Genomic DNA, 13,771 nt, shown 5'->3' with positions numbered 1-13,771 from the left:
ATTTATTTACGAACAGCTTCGAATGTAATTAATGAATGCTCCTTTGAAGGCTTCTTGTTGTAAACATATTCAGCCGAGCAAGTAATATCAGAGAAACCTATGCTTGTTAATATGTGCTGGAATTCTTCTATTCCGTACCATCGAATCGGAAATCTTTGTAATTCTGTATCAATTAATTTACCATTTCTCCATTTTTCATATTTTAGAATGGTTAGCGTATATTGATTGATCCAGTTCATTTCAACAGCTTTTCTTTCTAATGAAATTCCTTCCTCTTGCGAAATTTCATAGTAGGATGAAGTAATTTCCCCTGTTTGCCAGTCTGTAGGTAAAAGCATGTCTACAATTAGGCGACCTCCAGGTTTCAAATGATTATACATACATGTTAATGCATCCATCGCATCTTTCGAATTCTCGATTAAACAGAACGAACCTGTCGGCATAACAATCGCTTCATATTTTGAGTCTAATGAAAAATTGCTTAAGTTACCCTCATATAGATTTGGCTTGAATCCTCTTTCTTTGCAATGTTTTCGGCATGAATCTAACATTTCAGGTGAGTAGTCGATTCCCTCAGTTTCATATCCATTTTCAAGTAAAGGGATTAAGAAGCGTCCAGAGCCCACTCCTGCTTCAAGTACCCTTCCCTTAGTTCCTTTTAAGCGTTCAAGATAGTATTCAATATCTCCACCAATAGAATATCCTACTGGTTTTGTCAAATCATAAAGTTCTGTACATAAAGGTCCGTAATTACTATACATTTCAATTCCTCCGATTTCGTGCAGAAGAATCTATTATTCTTACTTCTTCCACACCTTATATTTGTTTGTTGGAAAAATAGAGCTGACTTTCATATTAAATCACTCACTTTCTGTATAATATAGTAAAATTATACACAATAAAGGAATGCTGTTCAATATATTTATATTTTAATAATCACCACAGTGTGTGGCTGATTTCCGTTCCGACTAGACGCTTTGTCGTTTTCGCTCAGAGCAAAGCTTCCTTGGGGCGTCGGGGCAACACGAAGGCGTTATCACAAGACGTGATATTAATAACCTTCGTTCCCCTACCCGCTTCGCTCCATGGTCTCGGGCCAACACGATGTTTTTTGCGCGAAAACGTAGTGCTAACGTAGCGTCAGCAGCACGATGTTGGTCACGAAGGCGTTATCACAGGATGTGATGGTTTTAGCCTTCGTTCCTCTATTCGCTGATGCTCAAGGTGTCGCCCAGTCTTAACTCCGTTCAATTTTGCATAAGGCATACGTTTTAATATTCCAAACTTTAGATGCTTAGAATAATTTATTTATAGACCTCCTTCTATAAAGAGATTGGTTTCCAATCATTTCTACAATATAATGTACGAATTAGCACAAATTATCAAAAAACATTTATTGTTTATCTTTACTATTATCAATAGAGAGGAGCTATAGTATGGATTACTATGTAAGGATTCAAAACTCAATTGAATATATAGAAGAGCATTTACAAAATGAATTATTAATTACAAAAGTATCATCAGCATCTTATTTTTCAGCTTTTCATTTCCAAAGGCTTTTTCATGCAATTACCGGATTTTCAGTTCAACAATATATTAGAAATCGAAGGCTATCCGAAGCTGCCTTATTATTAGAAACAACATCAAAAAACATATTAGAAATCGCAATTAGTTTTCAATACGGTTCTCAAGAAGCATTTACTCGTGCTTTTGCAAACTATATCGGGGTAACTCCCTCGAAATACCGGAAAGTTAAAAATACTACTCCCCTTCAAACAAAATTAATCTTTTTGGATTATAAAATTAAGGGGGAATTAACAATGAACAAGCCTGAAATTGTTTACCTCAAAAAAAAGCTTATTACAGGATATGTATACAAAACTACTTTACAGGACGAAAAGTATTTTATAGATATTCCTGAATTTTATTTTGATTTCGGTAAAAATCAGTACTATGAACGTATTTCTAACAAAACTGCACCGAATATGGCTTACGGAGTCTCTACTCAATTTCAAGATGATGGACGATTTTCCTTCATTGTTAGCGAAGAAGTAGAGAAATATGATAATTCTATAATTGACAACTTCGTCAATACTCAGATTCCCGAAGGAAAATATGCGGAATTTAAAATTGATGGCTCTGTAGAATCCGTTCAAAATACTCGACGTTATATTTACGGGGTTTGGTTACCAAATTCAAATTACGAGAGAAATAACGGCCCTGATTTTGAGATTACAGACGTAGTAAATTCTATATTTCCAAATACAATGAAAATGAAAATTTATATTCCGATCAAGTGAAGAAAATTTAATAAAAAATAAGGAGAGTATGCTATGAATATCGAAAAAGTGTTTGCAGAGTTCCCATTATTAAGCTCCGAAAATATTGTGCTAAAAAAAATTGAAGATGCACATTTACCGGAAGTATTTGCGATCTATGATAATGAAAAAGTCTTTGAATATTGTGGGATAATCCCGAAACATAATATCCAAACAGTAGGTAAAATGATCGGTCATTTTGACAGAGATTATCAGAAGAAAAACAGAGTTAAATGGGGCATTTTTCAAAAGTCTCATAGCGATAAATTAGTAGGCATTATAGAAGCAATGGATTTTAATCAAAAAGTGAATATGGTGACGATTGGTTACTTTTTTGCAGAGGACTATTGGGGTAAAGGCCTTGCAACTGATGCAGTTAATATACTTGTCAAATTTTTAATTGAGGAAGTTAATATAAATCGCATACAAGCTGAGGTTATGCCATTAAATGAAACATCTAAAAAGGTCCTCCTGAAAAATGGTTTTTTTAAAGAAGGACTTTTAAGACAAGCTACATTATGGTCTGGTAAAGGAATTGTAGATTTAGAAATATACGGATTGCTTAAAGAAGAGTACAAGGGGAACTAAATTAGGTAATCTTTCTTCAGGGGCATACACACATAATTCTTTCGGACATCTTTTATGCGATAATGAAGTAATATTAACAACCGAAAGAGTGATTCTATTGACTAATGAGCATAAACCTAGCAACTTGCAATACCGTAACATGCGAATAGCTTATTTGATAGCTATTGTGATCACAATTATATTAGGTCTATTCTCTAGAAAATGGAGTATTTTACTTCCGGCATTTGTAGCGCAGAACGCTGGGGACATGCTATGGGCTATGATGGTCTATTTCGGATTTCGATTGTTGCTATTACGTAAGAGCACCTTAACAGCCGTTTGGCTCAGTTTTTTGTTTAGCTTCGGCATTGAATTTAGCCAGTTGTATCAGGAAGACTGGATTAATCAGATTCGTGGAACAACGCTCGGGGCTTTGATACTTGGCAAAGGTTTTCTTTTAGAGGATTTGGTTCGATATACAGTAGGGATCATAATCGCTACTGTATTAAATAAGGTGACATTTAAGTTCCCTTTTCGAAGTTAAATAAACAATTAAATGAAAAATCGCTAGGAAATTTTATTAATTCTCTAGCGATTTTGTATTTAGGGTTATAAAATAATGAACATTATGTCATCATTCTATTCATTAATCCAATTAATTATTTCCCTATCAAAAATATCTGGTTCTTCAAACATTGGGTTATGGCCACTTTTTTCAAAAATGACCTTCTTCACATTTTCATAATCAATTATATCCCAAAGAGAAACAGGAGCGACTAAATAATCATATCTACCTAATCCTACAAAAATAGGTTTATCTATGTGAGCCATAGATCGGATTAGATTTCGTTCAGCAAAAGCTACACCCCAAAGGTAATCAATTATTTCCATATTGGTATATACGCCATCCCACATATAAGCAGCATCGAACGTATAATCATAAAAACTATGAGCACCCATGCGATTACACATATGCACAAATCGTCTTTCTGGATCATTGTGAATATCATTCTCTAAGAAGGTAATATCATGCTCGAATTGCTTTGTACGCTCGGCACTGGCAGTCTCATTAAAAAATGATATACTTTGCTGTTGTCTCTCTTGACTGTTTGTCGGTGCTGAATTTAATAACATAACCTTCTGAACATATTGAGGATATTTTTCGGCATATGCCAAAGCCATAAATGCATGCCCAGAATGTCCTAAAATAATGAAATCCTCAAGTTTTAGTAATTGTCTTGCTGTTTCGATATCCTCGACAATTTTATCCAAAGTATAATCTTCTTTCTTTAAAGCACGTGGAGGCTTCACAAAACCTCTATGATCTAAAAAGATAAATTGAAAATGTTTATATAAATTTTCCGAGAACAAGCGTGGATAATATACACTGCTCCCCACTACCAATATCGGCTTACCTTGTCCCTTCACACAATATTTTAAATCAATTCCTTCACTAAAAATGCTTTGATAATTATTCATAATAATAGTCCTCTTTTCTTTTTATATAGAAGAGCTATCAACATTGTGCTCTTCTTTCTATCACTCCCTTTCTTTTTTACATATCCGTGTTTTCTCCATAGAACGTTCAAGCATTCCGATTCACCTCTATTATTATTTCATAAGTAATATTTAAAGTTAAAGTGGAATTTTTAAAAAAAGTACTTATTTGGCTCATCACCATAACGTGTGGTTGATTTCCGTTCCGGCTGAGCTCTTTGTAGCTGTCGCTTTGCTTTCGCTTACAGAAAACATTTGTCGCTGACGCTTCGCTTTCGCGCAGATAAAACATTGTTGCTGTCGCACAGAGCAAAGCTTCCTGGGGGCGTCCGATGAGCCGCTTGGGGCAACAGGATGTTGGTCACGAAGGCGTTATCACAGGACGTGATGGTTTTAGCCTTCGTTCCTCTATTTGCTGATCCCCAAGGAGTCTCCCAACCTCCACTCCAATCAACTTATATACACGGTATATGTCTTAACAAATGTTATAACAACTTTTGGTGATGAGTCACTTATTTTCCAAGTATACAACAATAAATTATTACCTTACAGACGTTTCTAGTATTCTTATAGCGGTAAGTGTAAAATGATTAAAGATTAGAAAAATACAGAAAGTTAAAGGTCAGAAGAACATGGATAAACGATTACAACACATTATTACTTTAAGAGAGAATGGCCAATTGGAGGAAGCAAATCAATTAATGGTAGCACTAGTTCAAGAACAGTCTGAAAATGGATACTACCAATTTCAATGTGCATGGACATATGATTCATTAGGAAAAGAAAAAGACGCTGTCCCTCACTATGAAAAAGCGATTCAACTAGGTCTTGATCCCGAAATTTTAGTAGACGCTTATTTAGGATTAGGTAGCACCTATCGTACATTAGGGCAATATGAACAGTCGAAACGTATTTTTGAAAAAGCTCTAAGTGAGTTTCCAGAAGCCGAACATTTAAAGGTATTCTATGCGATGACTCTCTATAATCTTAGTGAGCATTCAAAGGCTATGGAAACTTTGTTAAATACTTTAATCCACACTACCAAACATGAAGGAATAAAAGATTACAGTAAAGCTATAGAATTTTATAGTGATAAGTTAGATAAAACGTGGGAATAAAAGCAAAAAAAAATAAAGATCAGGCCCATAATTGTGAACCTGATCTTTTCACCCGATTTTTCAACGGATTCTTTAATACTTGTAGTCGCTTTCTGGAAAGATGGGCCATTCAACACAGGATCTGCAGCTTCATATAATTGATCTGCCGTCAAACTTTGCCTCTGGAATTGAATACTAGCTCCAATATTAGTCACTTGCCCAGAAATTATTGGCTGATCCGCATTTTGTGGGATTACAATTAACGGGACTCCGCAATAGAGACCTTCATTGGTACTGTACATTCCACCATATGTGTTAAATAATTTAGTGTATTTCAGCACTTCGATTTCCGGTACATAATTTTTTACAATAAAGTTTTGGGAAATTTCCCCCAATCCACCTAACCTGCCGCCTGAGATAAAAGCTTTAATAAATTTTTGACCATCAAATGTTCGAACAGTTGCTCCCGTCATCTCAATACGCTCCCGAAAGCTTCTAAATACTTTTCCTTATTGCTATTGCTAGCATTCTTCTTCATGTTCAATTGTGCATTTACAACAATCACGATTAGGAAATTATCACCCCTACCAATTACTTTTCTTTTGCATAGCATATTTCAGAGGATAAATCTATATCACGGCACCTTGTAAAATATGAATCGTACGATACAACAAGAACATGCATTCCCCCTTTTTTTATTTTCTTAACGTGAATATTATGTTTTTAGAATAAATTGGGTGCGAGAGTATATTTTAAATACATTATTTAATGTCGGATAATCTGTTATATTTTTTGACAGAGATAAAAAAATTGGTCAGTGATTGACTTGGATTGAAGATTGATCTACCCCTTAGGGATCAGCGTCATAGTCAACACTTTATCAAAGCCTTCTCGTTAGTATAAATATGTAAAAGATTTACTTCAAGCTTACCGCCAACAATTTTCTACTCTGGAGCGTGAAATTGATCAATTGGCGGCACAACTCGAAGAATATGAATTAATCCAGTCACTTTCCTCATTCGACTGCCCCTAAAAATTACAAAGCACAAAAAGAGGAAACGTACATCATATCTTCATTACATCAGAATGATATTTCTTTCTTCGCAATCCTTTAATATTCGATCATTCCATATAGAAGCTTGAACTTCGCCAATATGGGCTTTCTTTAGAAAAAACATGCACAATCTAGACTGACCGATTCCTCCACCTATTGTATAAGGAAGATTTCCATTCAGGATAGATTGATGATACTCTAGCTCTCTCTGATTTTCATTGTTTGCAAGTTTCAATTGTTTTAACAATGCTTTCTCATCTACTCTAATCCCATTGAAGAAATTTCAACAGATTGTTCTAATAAAGGATTCCAAAATAAGAGATCTACATTGAGCGTCCAGTCGTCATAATCTGGCGCACGTTCATCATGTTTTTCTCCAGAACGCAATAGCCCACCAATTTGCATGATAAAAACAGCACCATGTTCTTTTGTAATTTTATCCTCCCTTTGCTGTGAAGTAAGATAAGGATATAATATTTCAAGCTCCTGAGTGGTAATAAAATAAATCTCATCGGGTAAAATAGGTTTAAGCACAGGATACAATTGATACATATAACTTTCAGTCAATTTCATGGCCTTAAAAATCTTTTGGACTTCTGTTTTTAACGTGTACAGGTTACGTTGTTCCTTTGGTACGACTTTCTCCCAATCCCATTGATCGACGTATATAGAGTGTAGATTATCTAAAATCTCATCTCTTCTTATTGCATTCATATTCGTGTATAGTCCTTCATCAAAGACAAATCCATATCTAGCAAGAGCCATTCTTTTCCACTTTGCTAGAGACTGAACGATTTCAATTTTTGTTTTCTTAAAATCTAAAGCATCAAAAGAAACAATTCTCTCAACACCAGTTAAATTATCGTTTATTCCCCTGCCTTCACTTACTATTAAAGGAGCAGATACTTCTATTAAGTTTAGCGCTGTTGAAAGTTGATCCTCAAAATGAACCTTAATCTCTTTAATAGCGATTTGTGTTTGTATTAAATCAAGTTTAGATTTGTATCCACTATATTTAACTAATAACGGTTAGATTATATCTGGTCTTATTTTACAAACATCTCTTCCATTTGTGAAAAGTTATTACTGTTTATATTATCCTATAATCTTAGATACCAAATCATCTACATTCAATTGTTTTATTTCTGTAGGGAAATGATCCCCGCGTGCGCAAACTGCTAACTTATAAAAGGTATCTATCGTATACTGTTTAAAATAAAAGGCGGTATCATTAGATTCTGATTCAAACCTAATGGTACTATCATTAGAATCCAATATTATTGAAAATGAATCTAGAGGAATCGTTAAGCCTAGTCCCACAGCCTTGATATAGCTCTCCTTTAATGTCCATATTTCAAAAAATCTCTGCATTTGATGATTCTTTAATGAGAAAATATAATCGCATTCCTTTTTCGTAAAGAATTGATAAGCAATTTGTAAATCGAGTAATTTTTCTTTTTCTATATCAATACCTATTTGATTTTCATCAACTGCACAAACAACCCAATCTTCAGAATGGCTTAAATTAAATTTAAAATTTTCTACATCAGGTAAATAAGGTTTACCAAAAGTAGTAGTAGCAAGTTTAAATTGGTAATCATTTCGAAGATTTTTTTGTTTAATAATATTTCTTATTAACATCTCTGCAATAAGACCTCTCATAGAATCTTCAATGTCCTTAAATTGTCTGAGCTTACTTTGCTTTTCTAATGGTAAAAGTCCCAATAATTGCTCGTAATTTGAAAACCATGATGGATTTAAGAGGTTAACAGCAAAAATTTCCATAACCATACATCAACACCTTAGTTAAAAAAACTTAAGAAGCAATATACCCGATAATCATACCGTACTTAAATATTTTTTTAATTCATACTAAATAAATTGTTCTATATTTTTCGGAATACTATTAAACACATTATTAATTTGATCAACAACTTCTTCGGTATGTTCATTAATAAAAAAGTGTCCGCCTTTAAACTGGTAGAAGTTACAATTTCCTTTTGTTACCTCTTGCCATCCTGATAAGTCCTCCCATGAAACTGCTCTATCCTCGGCACCACTAAACACAGACACATCACACTCTAGGTAATCATCCGAACAATCAAATTTATATGTTTCTACCAATTTAAAGTCTGCCCTTAGGATGGGTATAAATAAAGAGGCTAATTCTTTATTTTTGAATACAACATCGTCTGTTCCATTGTAGTTTAAAATATGCTTAATAAATTCATCTTCAGGCAGACTATAACAATTTGGTTTTTCCGATTTAGCCTGGGGGGCCTGTTTACCCGAAATAAATATATGAACAGGAGCTGGATATCCTTCCTGCTTTATTCTTTTACAAACTTCATAAGTAATAAGAGCACCCATACTATGACCAAATAAAATATAAGGAGATTCAATTTGATCCTTTATTTCTTTAAAAATATTTTCGACCATATCAGGCATGTTATCTATAAGAGGTTCTTTTATCCTATATCCTCTACCAGGTAACTCCATTTGTTTAAGCTCAATTAAGGGGCTTAATTTTTTTTTCCATTTAGAATAAACTGCTGCTGACCCTCCTGCATAAGGAATACAAAAAAGCTTTATATTTTTCAATTCCCTCTCCCCTTTCTGTTTTGATTTAATTTTTCATATAGGAGATTTGATTTATATGAATATCATATAAATCAAATCTCCTTAAATAGCCTTTAAAGCTTTCATTCTACTCATTATAATTGTAAGTATCACCATAATAATTCCACATACCATTGGTAATAACCATGGAGATACTATATCTACTAAAGCCCCTCCAATAACTGCACCTACTGGAGTTAACCCCGTAATAAAGGTTAAGATTACACTTCTTACTCTACCTAACATGTCATTTGGCACCTTCTTTTGTAGTGATACAAAAAAGGGGATGTTATATAAAACTGAACATATAGCAAGAATGATAAATAATATTATCGAAATGGTAAAATATGAAATAGTATCAAGAGTAATGATCAAATTACATGTCAAAATCCCAGTAAAAAGCATTCCAATTGAAGCGACAGCTATACAGATCATTATCCTTTTATATACACTCTTAGCCTCTGGTAACAAAAATGTTATAACGGTACCAATTAGCATACCTAAAGGAAACATCGCCTCTAATATACCTAGTTGATTTGATGGTAAGTTCCAAACATTAACAGCAACATAAGGCACCGTAACTGTAATTCCAATTATAAAAAACATATTTAAAAACACTGTAAAGCTTCCTAATACTACTAACCATGTCTGTGATTTAATATAGGCTATTCCTTCTTTTAAATCTTCAAAAAATGTGTGTTTTACATCATTTTCTTGATTAGTTTTTTGATCAACACCATGTATTTTATTCTTAATCTTAAAATCTAGGAAAATATCCATTAAAGCTGCAAAAATAAAGGATAAACCATTGATTAGTAAAAACAGTCTAATATCAATCAAAGCAAAAACAACTCCACCAATACTAGGCCCTGCAATGCTTGAAATAGATAATACAGCTTGATTTAGAGAAGTAGCTTTCGTTAATCGTTTTTCATCTACCAAATTTGGAATAGAAGCTTCCATTGGTGTTTCAGAAAAAATAGTACATGTTGCTATTAAAAAAGTTGATATATATATATATATTAATCTCAAACTATCGAAACTGCTTAAAGCAAATAAAGCAATAACAACAATTCCGCTTAATAGATCCATTGTTATAATCATTTTTTTCCTATTAACTCTATCCGCAACAACACCTGAAATTGGCCCAAAAATAATTTTCGGTATAACTCCTAATGCTATTGTAATGGAAAAATATAATCCTGAGCCTGTCGTACTTAAAATATACAGTCCCATCGCAAAACTATAGATGCTGCTTCCAATTAATGAAACTAACTGTCCCAGAATAAGTATAAAAATATTCTTTGTAACTATTCGATTTATACTTTTTTCATCTGTAATCTTAATTCTTTCATTTTGGAATACCTTTTCCATATTATTCATCTTCCTTATGACTAAAGTATCCAAAATGACACTTTGTCTTTAATTTTAAACCTTTTTCCATGGTCTATGGAGCATTTAATTCATCTTATTAACAATCACCAATTTTTATCATTTAAAAACTTGTATACAATTCCTTCTCTTTCTTTTAAACTCTCTTCTCCCAATTTATCTAAATTCAATTCTCCATCTATTCTTCCATCTTTTAAATATAAAATCCTATTTCCTCGTGTTGCTGCCTTGAGGTCATGCGTTACCATGACAATGCTTTGTCCTTCGTTATTCAGTTGTGTTAAAATATCTAAAACAACTCTACCCATAGATGAATTCAAAGCTCCTGTTGGCTCATCCGCAAAAATTATTTTAGGTTCATTGATCAAGGCTCTAGCTATTGCCGTTCGCTGTTTTTGCCCACCAGATACTTCAGATGGGTATTTATATATATCTTTTTCTAAACCTAAATCTTTTAATAACAATCGTGCCTTTTCATTGACTGATTTTTTGCTTTTTGTTGCGCTATATCCATTAAAAGCCACATTCTCAAATAAAGTCATATCAGGTAATAAGTTAATTCCTTGAAAAATAAAGGCCATATCGTTTTTTCTGATGTTGGCAATTTGATTTTCATTGAAAGAGGTTATATCCTTGCCAAGTAACTCAACCTTCCCCTGACTATATTGATCCATTGTGCTTAACGCATAAAGCAATGTGGATTTTCCTGCACCGGAGCTCCCCATAATAATGGTAAAATCACCTTCGTATATTTCTAAATTCATATTATTAATCACGTCTATTTTTTCTTTCCCCATACAAAAGCTTTTACCTAAGTCACTTGTTTTGATGATCACTCTATCCATATTCTTATTCCTCCATTAATTCTATTACATTTATCCGTGCTACTTTTGAAGTACCCAAAAAGGCAAATACTAACATAACGCTAAAGATAAGAGCACAGTATATACTGCTCTTTAAAGGTGAAAAGATGATCGCATTGGGACTTGTGATGACAAGTTCGATGAGTGATTTTGATATCCAATTGTGAATGAATATTGCGATAGCTATACCTGTAGATGTTAAGATGGCAATTCTTGAAAGGATCCTAACCTTTAGATAATTACTTGTAAACCCTAGTGCCTTTTGTATTCCCAAATTCCTTCTTTCGTCCATCATAATAATGGAAATAATTGTAATGATATTTAAAGCACTAAGAATAAGCATAAAAATCGTGATCGTTGATACAACCGGGGGTACCATAGAAGTCATATCATTCAGTAGCTCATCATAATTTCCTAAATTAGCTTGTACTAAAGTATCTTTGAAATGATGTTCAAAATCTTTTTTAAATTCACTATAAAATTCTTGATTTTTCAATTGAACAGCTATTGTGTTGTAATAAGGTTTTAAGTTATAATGTTCCATCGCTTCATTTAGCAGCCTTACATTACGCCCGGCATATTTAATACTGCCAAAAGATCCGACGATTAAAAACTCCTCATCTTTCCCATAAATCTTAAAATTCATTTTGTCACCAATCTTCAAGTTCGTATCACGCAGCATGTTAAGACTAACATTAATCTCATTATATTTTTCTGGTAATCGGCCTTCATAAATTTCAAAACCTAAATGATCGTACCTTGAAAAAGATTCAATGGCATATCCATCCAATACACCATACTTTTCACTATCATATTTAATATAATTCCCAGCATTTAGATAGAGTCCATATCCATATTGATCCACTCGATTGTCGTTATTTAAATAATCAACGATCGCATCTTCCATTTCTGGAGATGTGATGTTGGTATTTATTGTAGCCGTTGTTTTATGTAGATTGAGCCATATGTTGGCATGATCTTTTGAAACGGCAAACATGTGATCCGTATTGATAAAAAGTAATGTAGTAAACATGTAGATGGCAGTTATGATACATACGTTTAACGATAATCTTTTATTTTTAAAAATGTCATTAATGGATAACGCAATCGGGTTATTTGTATTTTTATATAGGGTCCACTTTCGTTTACCGTTTTTAAGTGCGTTCGTTTGCAAAATGGCTTCTACTGGTGATATTTTATTAATTTTTCTTAATTCTAAAGCCACAAATAGTTGAATTATCACATTAAAGAGTACGATGATTACTCCACCTATAATTAAATAGCTACTATTATATCCAAAATTACCTAAATACTTCAGAATTTCTTTTTGTAAAATATAAGCCGCTGGAAAACTAATGGCCACACCGATAGTTGTTGAAATAATACCTACAAAAAGATAAGCTTTACTGTAAATTTTCTTGATTTCTGATCCCTTAAACCCTAGTGCTTTGTATGTCCCAATCGATTTAACTTCTTTCATTAAATTATTTTTCAAAGTAAATAGGACGACAATAATCCCACTTATTAACGTTAATAAACCGGCCAAGGTCATTATAACCGATACTAAACCGGTATCAGCCAGCTGATTCATTACGAGATAGTTCTTTTCCATATAATATTCATTACTTGTAAAATTTTCATGAAGATAATTCATTACAGCTTCTTTTTCGCTTCCATATTGGAATACAACATATCCTCCTCTCACTTCTTGATCAAACAACATTACATCTTCTTCATTGACATACATAATTTTGGCAGGATTAGCTAAGGATGCATTTTGTGAATCATTAATGATCGCTGAAATTTTAAACTGACTTCTAGCCGCTTTATCAATTTTAATGACATCATTCACTTTTAAATCTTTCTTATCTGCCAATATTTTAGAAATCCAAATCTCCCCTACTTCGGGGGAAGGCTTATCCTTCCCCTCTAAAATAGTTAATTCCCAGTTTAGCTTTTCTTGATCTTTGATTGATATGATAAGATTTCTATCTTCATTAAACGTTTCACCATTCTCTTGAGTTATGTTCATCGATGAATACATGGCTTTATATTTTTGAAAGTCTTTTATTAATTGTCCTTTATCCGCTTGATCTTCAAGCATGTTCAATTCATAATCGGATGAATTAAATAGGTAGACATCAGGAAATGCAGGATTACCATAGTAATCTGTTATGGAACTATTTATATTATCGATAAAAATACGAGATGTTGACAATAATCCAGAGGTAACCATTAAAATAACAGCAATTAACAGAAATGATAGCTTACTCGTTCTAATTTTCTTCTTCCACATGATATTGTTCCCCTTACTAATAGTAAAATGACTTTAATTTTATGGTTATTAAACTTAACTGTTAATTC

The 13,771-nt window shown here is 33.0% G+C and carries 12 protein-coding genes and 2 pseudogenes; 4 read left to right on the top strand and 10 right to left on the bottom strand.

Going from position 1 to position 13,771, the window contains the following annotated elements; genetic code table 11:
- Positions 1-2: 2 nt before the first annotated feature.
- Positions 3-761 carry a class I SAM-dependent methyltransferase gene (locus tag ACZ11_RS06970; protein ID WP_049664781.1) on the bottom strand — a complete coding sequence of 253 codons (759 nt, stop codon included), beginning with the start codon at positions 759-761 and terminating at the stop codon, positions 3-5.
- Between the two features lie 675 nt (positions 762-1,436).
- Here ACZ11_RS06970 and ACZ11_RS06965 point away from each other — a divergent pair.
- From ACZ11_RS06965 to ACZ11_RS06955, 3 genes are all read left to right on the top strand, one after another.
- Positions 1,437-2,300, top strand: a complete 864-nt coding sequence (locus ACZ11_RS06965) for an AraC family transcriptional regulator (protein WP_049664779.1) — start codon at positions 1,437-1,439, stop codon at positions 2,298-2,300.
- Between the two features lie 33 nt (positions 2,301-2,333).
- Positions 2,334-2,906, top strand: coding sequence for a GNAT family N-acetyltransferase (locus ACZ11_RS06960; RefSeq protein ID WP_049664775.1), 573 nt, complete (start codon positions 2,334-2,336; stop codon positions 2,904-2,906).
- Positions 2,907-2,994: 88 nt separating this feature from the next.
- Positions 2,995-3,429 carry a ribosomal maturation YjgA family protein gene (locus ACZ11_RS06955; RefSeq protein ID WP_049664773.1) on the top strand — a complete coding sequence of 145 codons (435 nt, stop codon included), beginning with the start codon at positions 2,995-2,997 and terminating at the stop codon, positions 3,427-3,429.
- Positions 3,430-3,524: 95 nt separating this feature from the next.
- On the opposite strand, the gene ACZ11_RS06950 is transcribed toward ACZ11_RS06955, so the two are convergent.
- Positions 3,525-4,364 carry an alpha/beta hydrolase gene (locus ACZ11_RS06950; protein ID WP_049664771.1) on the bottom strand — a complete coding sequence of 280 codons (840 nt, stop codon included), beginning with the start codon at positions 4,362-4,364 and terminating at the stop codon, positions 3,525-3,527.
- A gap of 195 nt (positions 4,365-4,559) precedes the next feature.
- Positions 4,560-4,688, bottom strand: a complete 129-nt coding sequence (locus ACZ11_RS27205) for a hypothetical protein (protein ID WP_269079311.1) — start codon at positions 4,686-4,688, stop codon at positions 4,560-4,562.
- Between the two features lie 326 nt (positions 4,689-5,014).
- On the opposite strand from ACZ11_RS27205, the gene ACZ11_RS06945 reads away from it, so the two are divergent.
- Positions 5,015-5,500: a tetratricopeptide repeat protein gene (locus ACZ11_RS06945; protein WP_049664768.1), complete on the top strand. Its 486-nt coding sequence runs from the start codon at positions 5,015-5,017 to the stop codon at positions 5,498-5,500.
- Here ACZ11_RS06945 and ACZ11_RS06940 read toward each other — a convergent pair.
- The 7 genes and pseudogenes from ACZ11_RS06940 to ACZ11_RS06910 all read right to left on the bottom strand — a co-directional run.
- Positions 5,467-5,883 (bottom strand): annotated as a pseudogene (locus ACZ11_RS06940) (nucleotide disphospho-sugar-binding domain-containing protein); the annotation flags it as partial. The gene ACZ11_RS06945 and the pseudogene ACZ11_RS06940 overlap by 34 nt on opposite strands.
- Positions 5,884-6,555: 672 nt before the next feature.
- A pseudogene (asnA, locus tag ACZ11_RS06935) lies at positions 6,556-7,517 on the bottom strand (aspartate--ammonia ligase).
- Between the two features lie 111 nt (positions 7,518-7,628).
- The gene (locus ACZ11_RS06930; RefSeq protein WP_049664764.1) at positions 7,629-8,324 is read right to left on the bottom strand and encodes a 4'-phosphopantetheinyl transferase family protein; all 696 of its coding nucleotides are present in this window, start codon (positions 8,322-8,324) and stop codon (positions 7,629-7,631) included.
- Between the two features lie 81 nt (positions 8,325-8,405).
- Entirely contained in the window at positions 8,406-9,134 is a 729-nt protein-coding gene (locus ACZ11_RS06925; protein ID WP_049664763.1) for a thioesterase II family protein, read from the bottom strand.
- An 81-nt stretch (positions 9,135-9,215) separates the two neighbouring features.
- A complete protein-coding gene (locus ACZ11_RS06920; protein ID WP_049664759.1) occupies positions 9,216-10,526 on the bottom strand; it encodes an MFS transporter in 1,311 nt (436 codons plus the stop codon).
- A gap of 104 nt (positions 10,527-10,630) precedes the next feature.
- Positions 10,631-11,389 carry an ABC transporter ATP-binding protein gene (locus tag ACZ11_RS06915; RefSeq protein WP_049664757.1) on the bottom strand — a complete coding sequence of 253 codons (759 nt, stop codon included), beginning with the start codon at positions 11,387-11,389 and terminating at the stop codon, positions 10,631-10,633.
- A 4-nt stretch (positions 11,390-11,393) separates the two neighbouring features.
- On the bottom strand, positions 11,394-13,703 hold the full coding sequence (locus ACZ11_RS06910) for an ABC transporter permease (RefSeq protein WP_049664756.1): 2,310 nt from the start codon (positions 13,701-13,703) through the stop codon (positions 11,394-11,396).
- Positions 13,704-13,771 lie beyond the last annotated feature (68 nt).

Origin of the sequence: Lysinibacillus xylanilyticus, assembly GCF_001183605.1 — a bacterium.
GTDB classification, from domain to species: domain Bacteria; phylum Bacillota; class Bacilli; order Bacillales_A; family Planococcaceae; genus Lysinibacillus; species Lysinibacillus xylanilyticus.
This window is presented reverse-complemented; position numbering and strand designations above follow the sequence as displayed.

Bases quoted from the DNA above. Each gene is read 5' to 3' on its own strand.
- ACZ11_RS06965 (WP_049664779.1), top strand. From the start codon at position 1,437: ATGGATTACTATGTAAGGATTCAAAACTCAATTGAATATATAGAAGAG.
- ACZ11_RS06910 (WP_049664756.1), bottom strand. From the start codon at position 13,703: ATGTGGAAGAAGAAAATTAGAACGAGTAAGCTATCATTTCTGTTAATT.
- ACZ11_RS06920 (WP_049664759.1), bottom strand. From the start codon at position 10,526: ATGGAAAAGGTATTCCAAAATGAAAGAATTAAGATTACAGATGAAAAA.
- ACZ11_RS06930 (WP_049664764.1), bottom strand. From the start codon at position 8,324: ATGGTTATGGAAATTTTTGCTGTTAACCTCTTAAATCCATCATGGTTT.
- ACZ11_RS06960 (WP_049664775.1), top strand. From the start codon at position 2,334: ATGAATATCGAAAAAGTGTTTGCAGAGTTCCCATTATTAAGCTCCGAA.
- ACZ11_RS06950 (WP_049664771.1), bottom strand. From the start codon at position 4,364: ATGAATAATTATCAAAGCATTTTTAGTGAAGGAATTGATTTAAAATAT.
- ACZ11_RS06945 (WP_049664768.1), top strand. From the start codon at position 5,015: ATGGATAAACGATTACAACACATTATTACTTTAAGAGAGAATGGCCAA.
- ACZ11_RS06915 (WP_049664757.1), bottom strand. From the start codon at position 11,389: ATGGATAGAGTGATCATCAAAACAAGTGACTTAGGTAAAAGCTTTTGT.
- ACZ11_RS06970 (WP_049664781.1), bottom strand. From the start codon at position 761: ATGTATAGTAATTACGGACCTTTATGTACAGAACTTTATGATTTGACA.